Source organism: Paenibacillus sp. Marseille-Q9583 (assembly GCF_976954365.1).
The window spans coordinates 18,006-37,333 of the sequence record NZ_CDRJTB010000049.1 but is presented as its reverse complement, the minus strand read 5'-3'; the positions used below and the strand labels follow the sequence as shown (position 1 = coordinate 37,333).

Annotated in this window: 15 protein-coding genes; 4 read left to right on the top strand and 11 right to left on the bottom strand. The window is 45.3% G+C overall.

Annotation, left to right across the window (positions count from 1 at the left end; genetic code table 11):
• Nucleotides 1-9 precede the first annotated feature (9 nt).
• On the bottom strand, nucleotides 10-996 hold the full coding sequence (gene galE, locus ACWNM1_RS20510; protein ID WP_042186143.1) for a UDP-glucose 4-epimerase GalE: 987 nt from the start codon (nucleotides 994-996) through the stop codon (nucleotides 10-12).
• A 4-nt stretch (nucleotides 997-1,000) separates the two neighbouring features.
• Complete coding sequence (locus ACWNM1_RS20505; RefSeq protein WP_060625251.1) at nucleotides 1,001-2,176, bottom strand: galactokinase; 1,176 nt, start codon at nucleotides 2,174-2,176, stop codon at nucleotides 1,001-1,003.
• A 218-nt stretch (nucleotides 2,177-2,394) separates the two neighbouring features.
• On the opposite strand from ACWNM1_RS20505, the gene ACWNM1_RS20500 reads away from it, so the two are divergent.
• Entirely contained in the window at nucleotides 2,395-3,261 is an 867-nt protein-coding gene (locus tag ACWNM1_RS20500; RefSeq protein WP_042186139.1) for an AraC family transcriptional regulator, read from the top strand.
• An 86-nt stretch (nucleotides 3,262-3,347) separates the two neighbouring features.
• On the opposite strand, the gene ACWNM1_RS20495 is transcribed toward ACWNM1_RS20500, so the two are convergent.
• From ACWNM1_RS20495 to ACWNM1_RS20475, 5 genes are all read right to left on the bottom strand, one after another.
• Nucleotides 3,348-4,346 carry an aminoglycoside phosphotransferase family protein gene (locus ACWNM1_RS20495; protein ID WP_449602437.1) on the bottom strand — a complete coding sequence of 333 codons (999 nt, stop codon included), beginning with the start codon at nucleotides 4,344-4,346 and terminating at the stop codon, nucleotides 3,348-3,350.
• 29 nt (nucleotides 4,347-4,375) lie between these two features.
• A complete protein-coding gene (gene mgrA, locus ACWNM1_RS20490) occupies nucleotides 4,376-5,383 on the bottom strand; it encodes an L-glyceraldehyde 3-phosphate reductase (RefSeq protein WP_449602436.1) in 1,008 nt (335 codons plus the stop codon).
• Between the two features lie 105 nt (nucleotides 5,384-5,488).
• Entirely contained in the window at nucleotides 5,489-6,229 is a 741-nt protein-coding gene (locus tag ACWNM1_RS20485) for an NAD-dependent protein deacylase (RefSeq protein ID WP_449602435.1), read from the bottom strand.
• 34 nt (nucleotides 6,230-6,263) lie between these two features.
• Nucleotides 6,264-7,028, bottom strand: a complete 765-nt coding sequence (locus ACWNM1_RS20480; RefSeq protein WP_076300028.1) for an HAD family hydrolase — start codon at nucleotides 7,026-7,028, stop codon at nucleotides 6,264-6,266.
• Between the two features lie 32 nt (nucleotides 7,029-7,060).
• Nucleotides 7,061-7,804, bottom strand: a complete 744-nt coding sequence (locus ACWNM1_RS20475) for an alpha/beta hydrolase (protein WP_341049370.1) — start codon at nucleotides 7,802-7,804, stop codon at nucleotides 7,061-7,063.
• Between the two features lie 186 nt (nucleotides 7,805-7,990).
• Here ACWNM1_RS20475 and ACWNM1_RS20470 point away from each other — a divergent pair, with 186 nt between their 5' ends.
• The gene (locus ACWNM1_RS20470) at nucleotides 7,991-9,031 is read left to right on the top strand and encodes an acyltransferase family protein (protein ID WP_449602434.1); all 1,041 of its coding nucleotides are present in this window, start codon (nucleotides 7,991-7,993) and stop codon (nucleotides 9,029-9,031) included.
• Between the two features lie 316 nt (nucleotides 9,032-9,347).
• The gene (gene ilvD, locus ACWNM1_RS20465; protein WP_042125516.1) at nucleotides 9,348-11,033 is read left to right on the top strand and encodes a dihydroxy-acid dehydratase; all 1,686 of its coding nucleotides are present in this window, start codon (nucleotides 9,348-9,350) and stop codon (nucleotides 11,031-11,033) included.
• Nucleotides 11,034-11,205: 172 nt separating this feature from the next.
• On the opposite strand, the gene ACWNM1_RS20460 is transcribed toward ilvD, so the two are convergent.
• Nucleotides 11,206-12,606: a polysaccharide deacetylase family protein gene (locus ACWNM1_RS20460; RefSeq protein ID WP_449602433.1), complete on the bottom strand. Its 1,401-nt coding sequence runs from the start codon at nucleotides 12,604-12,606 to the stop codon at nucleotides 11,206-11,208.
• 210 nt (nucleotides 12,607-12,816) lie between these two features.
• Between ACWNM1_RS20460 and ACWNM1_RS20455 the strand changes: the two genes are divergently transcribed.
• Nucleotides 12,817-14,007 carry an AI-2E family transporter gene (locus ACWNM1_RS20455; protein WP_449602432.1) on the top strand — a complete coding sequence of 397 codons (1,191 nt, stop codon included), beginning with the start codon at nucleotides 12,817-12,819 and terminating at the stop codon, nucleotides 14,005-14,007.
• On the opposite strand, the gene ACWNM1_RS20450 is transcribed toward ACWNM1_RS20455, so the two are convergent.
• The 3 genes from ACWNM1_RS20450 to ACWNM1_RS20440 all read right to left on the bottom strand — a co-directional run bounded on the left by ACWNM1_RS20450 (nucleotide 13,968) and on the right by ACWNM1_RS20440 (nucleotide 19,047).
• The gene (locus ACWNM1_RS20450; protein WP_449602431.1) at nucleotides 13,968-15,776 is read right to left on the bottom strand and encodes a peptidoglycan D,D-transpeptidase FtsI family protein; all 1,809 of its coding nucleotides are present in this window, start codon (nucleotides 15,774-15,776) and stop codon (nucleotides 13,968-13,970) included. The two genes, ACWNM1_RS20455 and ACWNM1_RS20450, sit on opposite strands and share 40 nt — an antisense overlap.
• A gap of 187 nt (nucleotides 15,777-15,963) precedes the next feature.
• Entirely contained in the window at nucleotides 15,964-18,036 is a 2,073-nt protein-coding gene (locus ACWNM1_RS20445; RefSeq protein ID WP_449602430.1) for a methyl-accepting chemotaxis protein, read from the bottom strand.
• Between the two features lie 48 nt (nucleotides 18,037-18,084).
• Nucleotides 18,085-19,047: an acetylxylan esterase gene (locus ACWNM1_RS20440; RefSeq protein WP_449602429.1), complete on the bottom strand. Its 963-nt coding sequence runs from the start codon at nucleotides 19,045-19,047 to the stop codon at nucleotides 18,085-18,087.
• Nucleotides 19,048-19,328 lie beyond the last annotated feature (281 nt).

Here is a 19,328-nt window from a genome sequence, read left to right as displayed (position 1 = left end):
TAAAGCCCCTTATTCTCCGTACCCCTGTGGATTGGCAGAATGCCAGTTCCAGGCGCTTTGAATGATATTCTCTAAGTCAGCATGCTGAGGGTTCCATCCAAGGATAGAGCGCGCTTTATCGGAGGAAGCTACCAGTACTGCCGGATCTCCAGCACGGCGTTCTTGAATAACTACAGGGATTTCTAGTCCTGTAACTTTTTTCGCAGTTTCAATAACTTGTTTTACCGAGAAGCCAAGTCCATTTCCCAAGTTAAAAATATTACTGCTGCTTCCGCTACGCAGATAAGTTACTGCGCGAACATGGGCGTCAGCCAGATCGCTAACATGAATGTAATCGCGCACACAAGTACCGTCTTCTGTAGGATAGTCGTCTCCGAATACGGCGATGCTCTCCCGTTGCTTCAAAGCGGTTTGCAATACCAGCGGAACCAAATGACTTTCCGGACGATGGTCTTCACCGATTTTGCCACTAGCATGTGCACCTGCAGCATTAAAGTAACGAAGCGCTACATATTTGATACCCAGTACTTTATCAAACCAAGCCATCATGCGTTCCATAGTCAGCTTAGTTTCGCCATATACGTTTGCTGGCTCGGTACGGTCTGTTTCTTCAATCGGCACCTTTTCCGGTTCGCCGTAGGTTGCAGCTGTAGACGAGAATACGATTTTGTTCACGCCAGCTTTTTGCATAGCTTCCAAAAGGCATTGTGTACCGTATACGTTGTTGTCATAATATTTCACAGGGTCCTTCATGCTTTCACCAACCAAAGAGCTTGCTGCAAAATGGATAACCGCATCAATCTCATTCTCGGCGAACAGCTTGCCAAGCAATTCCTTATCACGCAGATCACCTTCGTACAGCTTGCCTCCCAGTAGCGCCTCACGATGCCCTGTTAGCAGATTGTCGATGACGACCACTTCTTCGCCGCGATCCAACAGCTCTGCTACAGTATGAGATCCAATATACCCTGCTCCACCTGTTACTAAAATTGCCATTTGATTACACTCCCTTCAATTCTTGGACACCATTACCGATGCCGCAAACGTAGAACTCACCAACCAAACCGGATCTTGTGGTATATGCCTCGCCTACTTCACGAATGAAACGTTCTACATCATCTTCATGTACCAAGGATACAGTACAGCCGCCGAAACCTGCGCCAGTCATACGGGAACCCAGTGTACCGGGAATACGCTGTGCTTCTTCAACCATAATATCTAGCTCTTCACAGCTAACTTCATACAAATCACGCAAGGAAGTATGTGAGTCATTCATGAACTGTCCAAACTGCTTCAGGTCATTGTTCTTTAAGACCTCAACGGATTCTAGTACACGTTGATTCTCTTCCACAACATGGCGAGCGCGGCGTCTAACAATTTCATCTGTGATTTTATCTTGATGTGCTTCGAATTGTTCACGATTGAGCTGTGCCAGATAAGCTAGTGAAGGAACTTCTTTTTGCAAAATAGACAAGGCCTCATCACACTGCTGACGACGCTCATTGTACTTGGAATCTACAAGTCCTCTGCGTTTGTTCGTGTTACCGATAACCAGTTTGTAAGCACCTGTGATGAAAGGTACCAGATTATATTCAAGCGTATCGCACATTAACAGGATTGCATGATCTCGTTTACCATTAGCAACTGCGAACTGATCCATAATTCCGGAGTTTACACCTACGTACTGGTTCTCAGCACGCTGAGACAAGAGTGCAATCTCAACAGTATCCGTGTCACCGCCTTCGAGAGTTAGGAAAGCATAAGCAGTCACGACTTCAAGAGAAGCCGATGAGGACAAGCCTGCGCCATTCGGAATATCACCATGGAACAGCAGATCGTAACCTTTGGATACAGGAGTGTTTTTCTTCTCCAATTCAACCATTACTCCAACCGGATAGTCGATCCATTCCCCAGTTTTGGCCTTGCCAATTTCACTATAATCAATTGATGCTTCATAAGGAAAATTAGTAGATGCAAAATTCACTTTGCTGTCACTGCGTGGACGCACAATCAAAGTTGTTCCGAATTCCAAAGCTGCCGGCAGCACGTATCCACCGTTATAATCCAAGTGCTCTCCAATGAGATTAACACGGCCTGGTGCATAAAATACTTGAGCTTCTTGCTCGCTTACCCCGTACTTTTCGATGAATTTCTTTTTAAGTTCCTGTGTGCTCATTAATGCCACTCCATCCTTTCGCTGCTTCAGCCAGTGGGAATTAGTAAAGCGTTCTTTATGTATTCATTATAATAGAATCAGTCATCCTCTGATAATGCAATCATGTGTGTAATGTATGGATAAATGTGACTTCCCATAATATAATAATTACACAAATAATTGATACAACCTAAACTATAAGCCATAAAATGACAATAACACAAGAAAGGCTGTCTCAAATGGAGCATACTTATTCCGTAGGATCTAATCCCGTATATTACGATAAACAAAATCTCCATGTACTGTTTGCTGGTCAGAGTCAGACGATTCCTATGCATCAAGCTGGCCCTAAGATTTACGATTATTATTTACTTCACTTTATAGAGTCTGGCTCAGGTGTTTTCCGTACAGAACATCATCAATATGCACTGGGAAAAGGTGACTGCTTCCTTATTCATCCAGGACAGCTGGTCAGTTATGTTTCGGATAAAGATCAGCCCTGGTGCTATCGCTGGGCAGCTTTTACTGGGAGTGAGGCTGATAGCCTCGTGCTGCAGACAGGCTTTACACCTCAAAAACCTGTGGTGACTACAACGGGTGATAGCGTCATCCCAGGTGCCCTTTCCAGTATCATGCAAGCCTTCAAAGCAAACAAAGAAAGTGCCCACCTAACTTCTCTAGGGTATCTTTATCTCATTGTAGGTGAAGCCGCAGATTTACTCTCTTCCTTCTCCCGTCTTCCTGGAGCTGAATCGCAGGTTAAACGTACTGTGAAGCAAATGATCCACTACATGGCCTCCCAATATGCTCATCCAGTATCCATTGAACAAATGTGTGATACTCTTGGCTATAACCGGGCCTATCTATCCCGTGTATTTAAGCAGGAGACCGGACTATCTCCGGTGACCTACTTGCTGAAGCTGCGCATTGAAAAGTCCAGACAGCTGCTGCGTGAACGACCCGAGCTGTCCGTGGAACAGGTAGCAGCATCCGTGGGGCTCACCGATGCTTTATACTTCTCACGCCAATTCAAACGGTTTTGTGCTCAGTCACCCACCGCTTACCGTCTCACAACGACTAGACATGTAAAAAAGACAAATCAGTAAGGGAAGCCTTTGAAAAAGGGATTCACATATTAGGCAAGTCCAATATGTGAATCCCTTTATTAAGCTGATCATTCAGTTAGCTTCGGTTATGTTGCATATAGACTCAGATATTCAGGGTAAGCACGAAGATATATCTCTTTTGCCCTTTTCTGAGCCATTTCCTTCAGTTCTGGCACTTGCTCCGCTTCAACATAGTCAGCAAGAACATCAATCACATCATCAAGGAGCTTCGCTCTAAAATAAAACTCAATCCGTTCCAATATTGCAAGGCCTGCTAAATCAATAACTAGATCCCTACAGTAAGTCCAATCTTTTGATTTATAGAGCGGCCAAAGTAGTACGGAATAATCCATTGCAGCGTCTCCAAAAACCGTAAGGTCATCCCAATCAATAATCCAAAATTCATTATTATCATTGACTAAGATATTCTGCCAATTCACATCATTGTGTACGATGTCGGACGCCTTTCTCTGAAAAGAAGGGTGCTGACTAACCATTATTCTCAAAGCTTCCACTTCCGTATCGAACCAATCTAAAGTGTCCGCCGCTACGAAGTCCAGCAAATGCTTTTCCGCTCTAATGATTTGTAAATCTTCTTCAAATCGATGGATGTATTCGTCAGTAAATGCGGCGGCATAGTTGTAGTCCTTAGCCTCACTTGCAACTACCATCCTAATCTCTGTATCCGCATGTAATTGATGAAGGGACTTCAGAACCTTCTCAATCACTGGAAGTGGATCGGAAATGGAGCTTAATGGTTTACCTTCGATAAAATCAAATACTAAACCATAAGAATAACCAGGCGTTATTTCTTGTGCAATCTCCCTAATCAACCGTGGAGCCTTATAATTATTAGTCAAATGCCCGCTGATCTTTACCCACTGTTTAAGTCCTGTTGCTTTTTGTTCTTGCGAGAGTTTTAAATGGCGAATGGTTTGTCCGTCCGTTATGCGATAAGACTGGTTTACAAACCCTCCAGGGTTCCAAATATACTTAGCCTCAATCTTCGAGCTATTTAGCCCTAAGGATTGCGAGTTGGCTTCAGTCCACTCTTTCACCCTGTTTTCATCATGATGCAAATCCACTGACGCATCTCATCCCTTCACCATCGTCTTCATCCAGTTCCATTCTCCGTTTGAAGAATAGTCTCAATGCGATCCAATTCTGCCTGCGAGAACTCCAAATGCTGAAGTGCAGCTATATTCTCTTCAATCTGACTAACTCTGCTAGCCCCTATCAATGCAGAAGTAACCTTCCCATCACGTAGTGTCCAAGCTAGTGCAAGCTGCGCCAAACTCTGGCCTCTTGAAACAGCAAGCTGATTTAATGCGTGGATCTTGCGCTTCACATCCGGTGTAATTCGGCTTTCATTTAACGCAGCAGAGGGTTTGGCCGCTCTTGATCCTTCTGGGATTCCATTTAAATACTTATTGGTTAACAATCCTTGAGCCAGAGGTGTAAAAGCGATACTGCCAACTCCGCTCTGTTCCAGCACACCCTGTAAACTCCCCTCAATCCAGCGATCGAGCATAGAATAACTCGGCTGATGAATTAAGAGCGGCGTTCCTAAGCTGTTCAAGATTCTAACCGCTTCGAGCGTCTGCTCCGCGGTATAGTTAGATAATCCTATATACAGAGCTTTGCCAGAACGCACAGCATGGTCTAACGCCTGCATGGTTTCTTCAAGAGGTGTTTCCGGGTCCGGCCGATGCGAATAATAGATATCAACATAATCTATGCCCAGCCGCTTCAGACTCTGATCCAGACTAGCTAGCATATATTTACGCGAACCCCATTCGCCATAAGGACCGGGCCACATGTTGTACCCTGCTTTTGTAGAAATCACCACTTCATCTCGATATGGAGCCATATCACTTGCAAGCACTTTCCCAAAGAGTTCTTCTGCTGAACCCGCTGGTGGTCCATAGTTGTTGGCTAGATCAAAATGAGTAATTCCAAGATCAAAAGCACGAGTGATCATTTCTCTGCCATTCTCGTAAGAATCAATTCCACCAAAATTCTGCCAAAGTCCTACTGAGATTGCCGGAAGCTTAAGACCTGAGTTCCCGCAACGGTTATAACGCATGTCTTCATATCGTGCTTCATTTGCTACATATACCATTGCTTATCCCTGCCTCTCATTACGCGCTGTTTCTGTACTACCTTATCTTTAAACTACTAAGCGCAATAATAATCTGGCAACCGACAAGCCATGAGATTATCCCTTCTAACCAAGCAGATCCTTTACACTGCCGAGTACTTTCCCAATCCGATCTGTAATCAGAAGATCAGCTTGATCATCAAAAGGTGTCGGGTCGCCATTCAGCAGCACCGTACGTTTGCCCCGGAAATAAGTGACCAGACTAGCCGCAGGCTGGACCGTAAGAGAGGTTCCACCAATCATAAGCATATCTGCAGCTGCTATCGCTTCGACAGAACTCACCAGCACCGAGTGGTCCAATTCTTCTTCATATAGCACAACATCCGGCTTAATAATACCACCACATTCGGGGCAGCGAGGGACGATCTCAGTGGTACTTAGGAGCTGCTCCAGCCTGTAATAACGTGAGCAGTCCATGCAATAGTTACGATGAATGGAACCATGCAGCTCAAGTACCTTTTGGCTACCCGCCAGCTGATGTAGGCCATCAATATTTTGCGTAATCACTGCCTTAAGCTTGCCCTGTCGTTCTAACTCTGCAAGCAGCAGATGTGCGCCATTCGGACGAGCATCGGGATGAATCATTTTACTGCGGTAAAAATCAAAAAAAATGTCCGGTGAGGACATAAAAAAAGTTCGGCTCAGCATCACTTCAGGCGGATAAGGTGAATTGTGCTGAGTCTGGTATAATCCTGCTGCCGAGCGGAAATCCGGGATCCCACTCTCTGTTGATGTACCTGCCCCTCCAAAAAAAACGATGTTGTCACAGTCTTTAATCCAAGAAGCAAGTGTCTGCAATTGATCCATATGTTGTAGCACATCCTTTCCATTAGTATGCTGATCAGTAGGTGATCCTTAGCTCATTATAGCTAGAAATAATCACATCTGCGTCAATCAAGTGATTTCCATCACCCATGTTGGAGATTCCAACGGCGAGGCGTAAGCCTGCACCTTTACCCAATTGCATATCTGCATTACTGTCACCAATAATAATCGTCACTTCAGGAGACAGCCCCAGCTCCCGGCAGGCTAATTCAGCCATTTCAGGTGCAGGTTTTCCGTTTAATACTCTGTCTCTTGTAACTACCGAATGGAAGTAATGAGCAATACCAAGCCAATCCAGATGCTCCTGAGTGGTCTTTGCGCCATCCGAGGTAACCACCCCAAGCTTGAGTGATGCAGCCGCGCACTGTTCCAGAAAAGGAAGAAGCCCTTCTAGAGGTTGTGCCGTGCGGCGTTTGCGTAATTCATACATAGCGTCCTTAGCTATACTCTTTACACGGGTCAACGCTTCATTCCAAGGAACACCCGCAGCATATAGCTGCCATGCAAGCACACCATAACTTTCTTCTTCTGTAGCCATGGTGAGCGGCCCTGCTGGATCATAACCAATCAATTTTCCTGCAGCATCATGCTGGGTACCTAGCACTTTACTCCGATCCACGATAAAATCAGTTCCCATAATCGCAAGCTGATTTTCCATTCCACACAGTACAAGCTCGGCCCAATTCCCCCAAGTGGCTAATAGATCCAATAACGTGCCATCTTTGTCGAACAATATTCCTGAACAGGGAATGCATTCATCGTTAATCTGTAATTCTGGCATAAATATCCTCCCTTTGTTGGAAAGACCGAAGACTACCTGATATTCCCAAGCCAATCCAGCATGGCTCGCACAGTGTCATTTTGCTGTTCTTCTTCGGAAATGGTTGCTTTCCCGTCTCCTTTTTGTGGTCCATAGCTTCCAAACTGAGCGTGATTTCCACCGACGATTGAACTATAAACCGTATTATCCGGCAAATAGGAACGTCCTTTGTTGTAGCTGTCTCTGTCAATAACCTGATCCTCTGTACCCACTACCGACAATACTGACAAAGTAGTCTCACGCAGATTACCTTTTTCATCTGGATAAGAAGCCAGGAAAAACACACCTTCCAGCTGGTCCGCATGCTCAATCGCATAACGTGACGCCATGACACCCCCAAGCGAATGCCCACCTAGAACAAAAGATTGCTTTGGATGCACACGAATAATCTCTTCTGCAGCATCGCCCTTTGTTACTGCTAAATTAAGCGGCATTTTAGCGATGTAGAAAGGATGCCCCGCAGCAGCAATGCCCTTCGCCAGTGGGGAGTAAGCTTCTGGTTTCACCAGAGCTCCAGGGTAAAATATGATCGAGGCCCCCTTAGTAATGGAGGGTTCGAACGAAATCCAGTTTTCATTCTGTTCAACTGTAACTCCACCGCTTGAAATCAGTGCAGTTTCAGCTTCTTCAGCCGGTGCATACGGAGTTAAATATTTCCACAACAGCAATCCGGCTACAACAAGAATGATTAGTACAATTAAACCAATACGACGCTTAGTTATTCTTTTCTTCAACATGCTCCACTCCCGGATGTTACTGCATATAAGAAAATTATAGTAGAAACCCACTGTTCTAACAACCTTCAACACATCGCCACATTTGGCACTTATGACAACGCTTTCAATAGTGAGTTAATTCACAATTCAATTGAAGAAAATCTTGTATTTTAAAATTAAAGCATCAAGCATCTTTGGGGGGAAGTCATGGTAGGGGAAAACTCGCTAGACACGCCTGGAAAGACCTTTTTTCTAAATTTACGTTTTGTTCTCATTGTTACTGTAATCGTTGGAAACGCCATAGAACCATTGATAGGCTCAATGAGCAGCTTGCATAGCTTATATATGTGGATCTTCAGCTTTCATATGCCGCTCTTCGTGCTTGTTACGGGCTTTTTTGCCAATAAACACCTTACGGGTACACAAGGCCGTCGGATTATCATGCAAATCGGATTGCAGTACATTATTTTTCAAAGCCTCTACTCTGTGCTGGACGCCACCATATATCAGGTGCAGGGAATCCATCATTCCTTTTTCGCCCCCTATTTGCTCTTATGGTTCCTGGCAAGTCATGCCTTCTGGCGTATACTGATGATCGGGATGCGTAAATGGGCGCCTGCCACTCAATTCATTTTTGCTGTCGCCGCTGGAATTGCCGTTGGGTACCTACAGCTTGATGGCGTATGGTTCAGCATTAGCCGCACTTTTGTATACCTGCCATTCTTCGTATTAGGTTATCATTATTCGTTCCAGTCCTTTTCTCGCTTTTTTCAAAAATGGATTAAAATTACCGCTGCCGCAGTCTCCATCCTTCTATTCCTTTTGTTTGCATCTTGGGGATCAGACTTGCCGATAGGCTGGCTTTATGGAAGTATGACCTACATGCAGCTTGGGCTTCAAGAATGGTACGCAGGAATTTATCGTCTGGGCGTTTACGGACTACAAATCACTGCTGCACTAGCGTTTATGGGGTGGATTCCTTACTCGCTTAGCCGGCTGACTGACTGGGGTTCCCGTACGTTATATGTTTTTCTACTTCACGGATTTATCGTTCGTTTTGCTGCTGTTTCTGGCCTGTACGCTTATATCAACCATTCTATAGGTGCCATCTTATTAGTGCTTTCTGCAATCTTACTGACCATTCTCTTAGCCCAACCAAGTGTAAAAAGGCTGATGCATCCTGTTGTTGAGCCCCCCGTTGGCTGGATGATCACCCTGCAGCGTGTTGCCTTAAGGCGTTCATTATAAGTGGCCTATCCCCTTGCGGATAGGTTTTTTTATACTATTTAAGACCGGTCTCCTTATGAGAAACTTCACATTGTCCGGTAGAAAAAACGTGCTCTTTGTGATAGACTCACTAATAACAATGACTTCTCCGTTCATTATAGGCGGGAACCGTTTATACCAAAACAGCGGCATTTTTTATAGAATCGGCTTCGCCCTTCTTCTCTAGGAAGCTCGTCCCCGTTCATTCTATAAACCGTATATACGCAGGTCTTTGGAGTTCATTGCGTTAATGCGACACTATATTTCATTGCAATTTATTTAGGGGGGAAATGTCAATATGGCAGCTAAGAAAATGCGTTCAGACATGATTAAAAAAGGCTTTGACCGTGCTCCACACCGTAGTCTCCTGCGTGCAGCCGGAGTAAAAGAAGAAGATTTCGGAAAGCCGTTTATTGCGGTCTGCAATTCCTATATTGATATTGTTCCAGGTCATGTGCATCTTCAAGAGTTCGGTAAGATCGTTAAGGAAGCGATTCGTGAAGCTGGCGGCGTTCCTTTCGAATTCAATACGATCGGCGTTGATGACGGTATCGCAATGGGACATATCGGCATGCGTTATTCACTACCAAGCCGTGAGATCATCGCTGACGCCTTGGAAACTGTCGTTTCCGCGCATTGGTTCGATGGCATGGTCTGCATCCCTAACTGCGATAAAATCACACCGGGAATGATGATGGGCGCATTGCGTGTCAACATCCCAACCATGTTCGTAAGTGGTGGTCCAATGAAAGCCGGCGTAGACAGTAAAGGTAAAAAGCTCTCCCTTACCTCCGTATTCGAGGGCGTAGGTGCTCACCAAGTCGGAAAAATCAATGATGCTGAGTTGCTTGAATTAGAACAATTCGGTTGTCCTACCTGCGGATCTTGTTCAGGAATGTTCACTGCCAACTCCATGAACTGCTTGGCAGAGGCACTTGGACTGGCATTGCCAGGTAATGGTACCATCCTAGCTGTAGCTGATGAGCGCAGAGAATTTGTACGCAGATCTGCTACTCAACTGATGGAATTAATTAAGTTAGACCTTAAACCAAGAGATATCGTAACTAAGGAATCACTCGATAACGCTTTTGCACTGGATATGGCAATGGGTGGCTCCACCAATACGGTGCTACACACCCTGGCACTGGCTCAAGAGGCTGGTATCGATTATCCGCTTGAACGCATTAACGAAGTGGCTAACCGTGTTCCATATTTGGCGAAGCTGGCTCCAGCATCCGATATTTTTATTGAAGATGTGGACCGCGCAGGCGGCGTTAGTGCCGTCTTGAATGAACTGCTGAAGAAACCAGGTGCTCTGTACGGTGACTGCATGACGGTTACCGGCAAAACATTAGCCGAGAACGTAATCGGACATGAGATCCAAGATACATCCGTTATTCATAAGATCGATAACCCTTACTCCGAAAGAGGCGGTCTCGCCGTCCTATACGGCAACCTGGCTCCTGAAGGTTCCATCATTAAAGTAGGCGCAGTAGATGCTTCTGTTGGTGGATATCACAAAGGTCCTGCGATCTGCTTTGATTCCCAAGAATCCGCACTCGAAGGTATCGCTAACGGTAAGGTTAAAGAAGGCCATGTAGTCGTTATCCGTTATGAGGGTCCAAAGGGTGGACCGGGAATGCCGGAAATGCTAGCTCCTACATCGCAAATCGTGGGGATGGGTCTTGGTGCTAAGGTTGGTCTGATTACAGACGGACGTTTCTCGGGGGCTTCCCGCGGAATTAGCATCGGGCACATTTCTCCGGAGGCGGCTGAAGGCGGCCCGATCGCTTTTGTTGAAGATGGAGACATCATTGAACTCGACCTCAACAATCGCAAGATTGAACTCCTGGTTGACGAAGAAGTATTGGCGGTTCGCCGTACGGGCTGGAAAGAGTTTGAGCCTAAAGTTAAGACAGGTTACCTGGCTCGCTATTCCAAAATGGTTACCAACGCAAGTAACGGTGCAGTACTGAAGATTTAATTAGCAAATCCGAGTTCTAGTTGTTCCTAGCATACAAGAGCAGTTCACCTTAGATAATCTATGGTCGGACTGCTCTTTTTTTATTGGGCACATGAAAAAATGCCACACAATCCATTTCTGGTTTGTGTGGCATCTATATTACTCATTATATAAGACTAAATAATATCATGAATCAATTCGTTACTGTCGCTCCTGGCAATTCCACTTCTGTAAGTGAATCGTTAAGTGACAATGCTTCCTCTTGATGCGGTTTACGTTTCCTTACTGACCTTTCATCATGAGGCAATTGCTGATTCATCTTCTTGAGCAATTCTGAGACAGGCATCAGGATTAGCTTTGGTACAAGCACCTCGCTACGCTCCTTGAGCCTAGCACCGCCATCTGGATGAATCACACTTAACAGGATTTTCAAATAGAACTTAGTGGAACGTGCGAATATGCCGTCCGGCAAATCATGTACACTAAAGCCGAATTTCTCTGGCCCACGGTTAATCATACTAACCCCATAAAGTGCTTTGGCCTGCGCGAGGTTTACATCTTTCGCAATGACCTCTGCCAGCATTGGCAACCCTTTCTCCATTCTGCGGATCATGCGAATCGCAAGTTGAGCAGAAGAACGAGAATGAATACCTAATTCGAATAATTGCCTGTTATCAATATGCAGCTCAATGATTTTATCGCCTTTTCTCAGCAGGGTTCCATCACCCAGATCAACAGGCTCACCCCGATATTTACGCATTCGATAATGCATGAATGGATCGGCTGGGTTAATCGTCTTGAGCTGGAACATTACTTGGAATACCTGCTCCCAAGCCAACCAGAGTCCGACCAGTACTCGTTTACCAAAGGATAAATGCCGAATCGGTGATTTCTCCGCCATCTTGATCATGTCATCCACTCGAATACTGCGCAGTCCTCTTCTTTGGGCCTCCTGCAGCGTCAGTTCAAGGGCTACAAGCATATTCTCGGGTGCGCCCGGATCGGCACCTAACGTTGTGCCACTATCATGCAGCAGCATCACTTCACCGGGATTCAATCGGGCCAGCATCTTCTCAGTGAGACGCTGCGCACCAAGCTTCTCACGCCAATCTCCAAACATTACCGACCATAGAACAATTTCAACTTGGCGACGTTTGGAAATATCGAACAAATTGACAATCCCCCAAGGTGGACGGTAATAAGTACTACGTTCGCCTATTATGTTGTAGATAATATCATTCGTGCGCTGAATCTGCCGACGAACGGTTGCGGGCCGCATGAGCCAGTTCGTCTTGTGAACATAATTATGAATTCCAATAAGATGTCCCTCTTCATGTATCCGCCTAATAAGCTCCGGATAACGTTCAGCGTTAGATCCTACTACAAAAAAGGTTGCTTTTGCATCATACTTCTTCAATAAATCCAGAAGTAACGGTGTAAATCGAGGGTCAGGTCCATCATCAAAGGTCAACGCGAACTCATTTCGCCCAGTTCCTTTACGAAAGACACGGTAACCAAAAATGCGGCTAATCATACCCGGGATAAAAGCATAAAAAGATGAGATATAAAATAACCAGAGCAGCAAAGTCTGCATATGAATTCCTCGCTTTTCCAGAGTTGACTTTGGCTCGCCTTACGTCTGCAAGCAGAACCTGTGATACGGCCAAGTGAAGTTAGATAAAAAATACGTTACCCCCTATTTTAACACATGTATCAAAGAAATAGACGGTTTTTAGGTAAAATCATGTACAATGTATTCAAGCTGACCTATCAACTTATAAAAAAAAGGGAGTTGTTTATATCTATGCTGCCGTTATACAAAAAATATTGGCGCACGTTCTTCGACATTGGATTAATTGTCCTCACGGTCTATCTGGTTATGTTCGCCTTCAGTAAATTGTATCAGTTAGCTGCACCTGTATTCCTATCTTTTTTTGTATTTTTGCTTATTGAACCGCTTGCCCGTTTCTTGAACCGACGGGGGCTTGCCAAACCCTTCGCTTCGGCGATTTCAGTGCTTCTGTTCCTAATCGTTCTTCTAGGTACGTTATTTGGCGCCGGGCTATTGGTCACCATCCAAGCGCTTCACTTTCAAGATAATCTTCCTAAGTATACATATGTGGTGCAACAACATTTCGTGGAATCCACAACCTACCTTCAGCAAAAAATCGAAAACTTGCCGCCGGATATTACCGATAAAGTGAATGGCTACTTTAAAGATGCCACGAATGTTCTTACTGGATGGCTTGTTACTTTTCTAAAATATATGGTCGGCGTGCTCGGATCCTTCTCCTCCTTCATGGCCAATTTTGGGATCGCCATTATTTTGGCATTTTTCCTTAGTATGGAGATTAAAGATTGGCGCAAGATTGCCCATGACAAAATGCCAAAAACATTTAAAACTGCTTACGCTTTTTTGCAGGGCAACGTTTTTAAAGCCATCGGCTCTTATTTAAAAGCCCAGCTTATTCTGATCAGCATTACCTTTGTTATCGTACTGGTTGGCTTATTCATACTAAGGACCGGTAACGAAATCACTATGGCGCTTATCTGTGCTGTATTTGATGTCTTACCGCTCCTTGGTGTAACGACGATTTTAGTCCCTTGGATCATCTATCTGTTCATTGTTGGCAATACCTCATTAGCAATCGGTTTAATCGTACTCCTGGCGATTGTATTGATTGTAAGACAACTACTTGAACCGAAGATTACCGGGAATTCGATTGGCGTATCGTCTGCTTTTCTGATGCTGTCCTTCGTCATTCTGTCCACATCCGCTTTCGGTATGGCCGGTCTGATCCTGTCGCCGATTCTGCTTATTCTGATCAAAGAACTAATTCAACAAGGATATCTTCAGAGCTGGATCTATTTGCCTCAAGAGGAATTTATCGTTTCACCCTTTGCTGCAAATGGCCCTTCATCTAAAGGCAAGGCCACTGCTACTCCTCCGGAGCCTCAAGCTTCTGTAGAAGACGATAATAAATCAAATATCTGACCAAACAGCTTGATAGCAAGATGCGGACTGTCCGGAGCGACATTCTCTACAGCAACTGATACGGCATATCTTGGGTGATCCACTGGACCGTAGCCGATAAACCATTGATTGTTGCGTGCTACGCCCTTAACCAGCGTCTGTGCCGTCCCTGATTTACCTGCAACGGGCCAGTGTGTACTTTGTAGACGGGTTCCCGTTCCTTCCGTCACAACTTTGCGCATCATGGACAGTAACTGGCGGGCTGTAGACTCAGAAATCCTTCCTGCTGAGGAAGGGGACAGATGTCCCGGCAGCTCCTCCAGCTTCTGCCCGTTCGCAAATGTGATTCGCTGCAGAATCCTCGGCGCCCTTACTTCACCTCCATGCAGTAGCGTTACAATAAGATTAGCTGCTTGTAAGGGTGTGACTTGTACATCTCGCTGTCCAATTGCAGTCTGTACCCTGGCTCCCTTGTCATCCGGCAGTAAGGTTGTAAAGATGGTTCCCTTTTGCTCTCCGGATAGTGGTTTTAGAAGCGGAAACCCAAGCGTCTTCTCGGCTTGCCAGCTGATATCTCTACCGAGTCCTAGCGCCAGTGCAGTTGATTGAAGCTGGATACCGCTTAAGCGCTCTGCCAGAGCAGCAAATACAGTATTACAGGACACGGCGAATCCTTGCGCCAGCGTAAGGGGTCCGTGTCCTTTTCCTGTCAGACAAGACAATCCATATTTCTCAAATTGCCCTGAACAATAAAAAAGCTCGTCAGCGGAGGTTACACCCGCTTCTAACGCCGCGGCGGCTGTAACGATTTTGAAGATCGATCCAGGAACGGCAGCCTGGAGTGCCCGATTGTTCCACTCCCCGCCTTGCGGAGATATCTTCTCTGGATTATAAAAGGGTAAAGATACCATGGCTTCAATATCTCCAGTCCCGGTATCTAACACCACTATGGCTCCTTCCTTCATTCCGGATTTGAGCGCAAGCTCCTCAATTCCCTCCTGAAGCTTCTTATCAATCGTTGTATATAAAGACAGAGGGAAATAAGGATTGCCCGGAGCTTTAACTTGAATGGGACTGCCTGGAAGGCGATTCCCACGCGCATCCACTTGAACATATGCTTCCGTGTGTCCTACTCCTTGAAGCAAAGGCTCTAATGTCTTCTCTAAACCGTCCGTTCCCGTCATAGGAACTCTAAGACCCGTAGGAGAAGCTTTAACTCCAGCATGCATGGTGGCTTCCGATAAATAACCTAGCCATTGCCGACCTGAAGAAATCCCATCATATCTGCGTGCGAAAGGGAGCACGCCTACTCCGTCGATCCCCAGTGCACTCACTTCTTCTGCCTGTACCTGAGACAACGCGAGTGGTCCTTTTCCCACTGAAGATGGCCATAGTAAAGGTTCTTTCAGTGACGACCGCTTATTTAACAGTTGTTCATAGCTGACACCCAGAATCTCCGCCAGTCGGTGCATGGGTTTAGCTTCTTCGTAAACAACCTTCGTCACAGATTTCTTAGCCATCTCCTCTTGTGGAAAAAAAGCCGCCGTCCAAATGGTTTCCCCCGCAAGAGGCTCATTCTTGCGGTCATACAGACGTCCCCGACCGCTGTCCAGTACAGTCTCCCGTTCACTTTGAATTTCCGCCATCTTCGCAAGTGTATATTTTGTTCCAGGAACCGTCTGTTCCTTCATAATTAGCTGAACCCACGCCAGCCTAAGGATCAACACGCCTACAGCCGCAGATAAAATAAGAAGACCGCTGAATACACGCCGATGTTTGTTATTACGCAATGTCTTCCCTCCTGAGCAGACTCCACACTTATTATGTCCTACCTACATCCATTAGAATCGCCATAAAATGTTCATTGCAACATCAGAAGCTAAAATTTATATTCTGGCTTGTCACCGCTCAAAACAAAGAACCGCTTCTCCAAAAGGAATAAGCGGTTCATTATTTTAGTATTCTGTTATGTCTACCCTATACGCTGAACTTCGATAACTTCTCCTTTAACTGCAAGGATGCATCCTCCAGCTTCAAAGAAAGCTCTACCAAATGATCACTTACACTTTGTTGCTCTCCACTAAGAGAGGCAACTTCTTGAGAGGCAGCCGATGATTCCTCAGCTATAGAGCTTACGTTGCTCATCGAATCAGATAAAACCTTTTGTGATTGACTCAAGCTGTCCATCGACACAGTTACAGCATTCAGACGGGCGATAAAATGCTGCATCTGATCCTGCACAGATACGAAGATATCGCTAGTGCTCTGCACGGAAGTCATTTGCTGATTAAAGAGCGGTGCAACTTCTGAAAGAACCACAACCGTCTCGTTCATATCTCTCATAACGGTATCTGTTATTTCAGCCACAACAGCGATAGACTCTTTCGATTGATCTGCAAGCTGACGTATCTCATCGGCTACCACCATGAATCCGCGTCCAGCCTCGCCTGCTCTTGCTGCTTCAATGGTGGCATTCAGAGACAAGATATTTGTCTGTTGTGTAATATTCTGCATGACATTAAGAACCCTCATAACGGAAGATGCCGTTTCTGTCAGCTCATTAACCTTCACCACAAGCTGATTCGTCTTCAGGCCCGTCCTTTTCGTCTCATTAAGTAATTCGTTCAACCTGTTGAAGCCTTCCTCACTGAGTTCGCCGATGCTATGTGCGGTATGATCCATCTCGTGAGTAGCTGAATTAACTAAATCCATCTGTACCGAAATTTGCCCCGTCAACTCATTGCCACGATCAGCTTCCAAGGCTAGACTGCCAGCACCACCCGCAATTTCTTCCGTGGCCGCGGCAATATCCATAGCTGCATCAGCTGTCTTGCGCGAAACACAGCTAAGCTCATCCGCGGTTTCCAGTACCTTCCGAGCGGTTTCATTAGTATGAATAACCAGCTCTGTTATTCGTTCCATCATCATGTTAAAGGAGCCGGATAACTGACCGATCTCATCACGTGAGGTGATATTCGTACGTACTCCCAGATTCCCTTCCGCTCCCTCTGACATCAAATTCTTTAGTCTGGTCAGCGGTCGAGATACCATTCTGAGCATCCAATATCCTATTAAAATGGCGATAACAGCAGCTACAGCAACAATAATATAAGTAGTCTTAAGAATACGCAGCGCGTCTTTCGTCAAGTTCTCAGCCGGCACAACACCAAGTAATCTCCATCCCGAGGTTTCTAGTGTTCCGTATACAGCTAATATAGATTTCCCCTTCTCATCCTTTGTTGGCAATGAGCCTGCTGTATTCTGCAGACCACCCAGAAGCGTCCCTCCCAGATTCAGATATGTATCCGTCCCCACTTGCTGGGAGGAGGCTATCAATTCATCCTTATTCGTTAGCAATTGCATGTAGGAGCTTGTTCCAAGATCTACTTTACGAAGCTGATTTTCTAATTCGCTAATTCTAATATCATTAATGACTATGTATCCCGAGCTTTTAGAATCGCCGGCAATCGATTTGGCCAAATGGAAAACACCTGACGTATTTCCTTCCTGGCCCTGTAATTCACGTGGAATCCATACACTCTGTGGCTTCTCCTCTAGCTGCTTAAACCATGAGGATTCTCTGAAACTCTCAATAAAAGCGCTATCTTTTGTACCCGCCGAAGAAATTGGAAAACCTTCATTCATCGGAATAAGGTATACGGCCTCCACACCGTTTGATGCCGTGAGCCAATCATTTAGCTGCGCACTAATCTGGTTAGATAGTACCTTACGTTCCTCATTACTTGTAGTGGGATTATTCCCTTGTTTGAGTGCATTTTGAATTTCATTGTCGTACAAGATTCTTCCTAGACCATCCTCATAACGTAACAATTCCACATCAAACTTCTCAGCGGTTTGAACGACTGTCTGTTGATTGGCTGACAGCGCATTCGTCTCGATCGTATGCTCAGCTACGGAATAGGAAGTGTAGCCGAGAGAGAGCACGAGCACCATCGTCGAAACAAAGAAGATGAGAAAAAGCCGCACCCCAATGGATTTGGATGGATGCAGCTGGAATCGTCTTTTTTCTTTTTTCACTTGTACTTTCATCTAATCATTCACCACCGTTGTCGTCTGTTATGCCTACTGGCTTATCGTTTACAAGGTCATGAACATTTGTAACACCCGATCGGAAAGATATGGCAAATACTCATGACCGTACTCATAATAAACCATAAGCTCTTTGGGCGCTAGTACTTTGTTGTATGTGGCAAACTGCGTTGAAGGTGGACAAATCACATCGGATAACCCTGTAACCCACAACATTTTGGCTTGAATTCGCTCCGCGAGATTCTGAATATCGATGTAACCCAGTCTATTAAAAATCTCGTCCTCACGTAAATGATGCGGATCAAAAAAGCGGAAATAATAGTTAATTTCCTCATAAGCTGACGTAGTGATATCAAGCTCCCAAGCCCGTCTATAATCTGAAAGAAACGGATACACAGGAACGGCCATGCTCACACGCGGCTCTAATGCTGCACAAGCTACAGTAAGCGCTCCGCCTTGAGATAAACCAAAAGCACCTACTCGTGCTGGATCAACTTCTTCCATAGACATCAATATTCGAGCAGTCTGTGCTGTATCCAGAAACACATTACGATAGTAAAGGTTGTCCGGATTAGGATCGTCAATGCCGCGAATAATATGTCCACGAATGGTTGTGCCTTTTACTGTAAGATTATCCTCGGAAAGTCCGCCTTGTCCCCGGCAATCCATCGCAAGGACACTAATCCCATGGGCCGCATAAGTCACCTTCTCCATCCAATCCCCGCTGTCACAGGAATATCCATGAAATATCACGACACCAGAACCTTTTTCTGAACCCCTTTTCTTCGGTCTTACATATTTACAATGGATTCTTGCTCCGCCAACGCCGGTAAAATACAGATGAAAACATTCCGCCAGCTCGCTGACGAACTCCGCAGGCTCTAGTTCATAATCTAGTGACTGGGCGTCCAGATCATGCAAAGCCCGTTCCCAAAATGCGTCATAGTCGACTGGTTTTGGGCTGCTTCCGTTATATTTTTTCAATTGTGACAATGTCATGTCGTTTCCCATATTAAGGTCCTCCTTAAGGTTTTTTCACTTAAAAAACAATGGAAACGGAAAACCCGTGTATGTGGGTTTTCCGTTAGTTTCTACTAATAACAAGGGCTCGATAGTTGCACTTTGTGCAACTATTACAGCTAAGTAAGTTGTGTTGTTCATTTAATTGCACTTTATACAACTAAAATTGCTCACAGCGGGGTTTCCGGGGCAAATTGCCTGAAATAAGTGTACAATGTGCAACTATTTACACTAAACACCACCAAACAGGTTAGTTTAAGTGCACTTTGTGC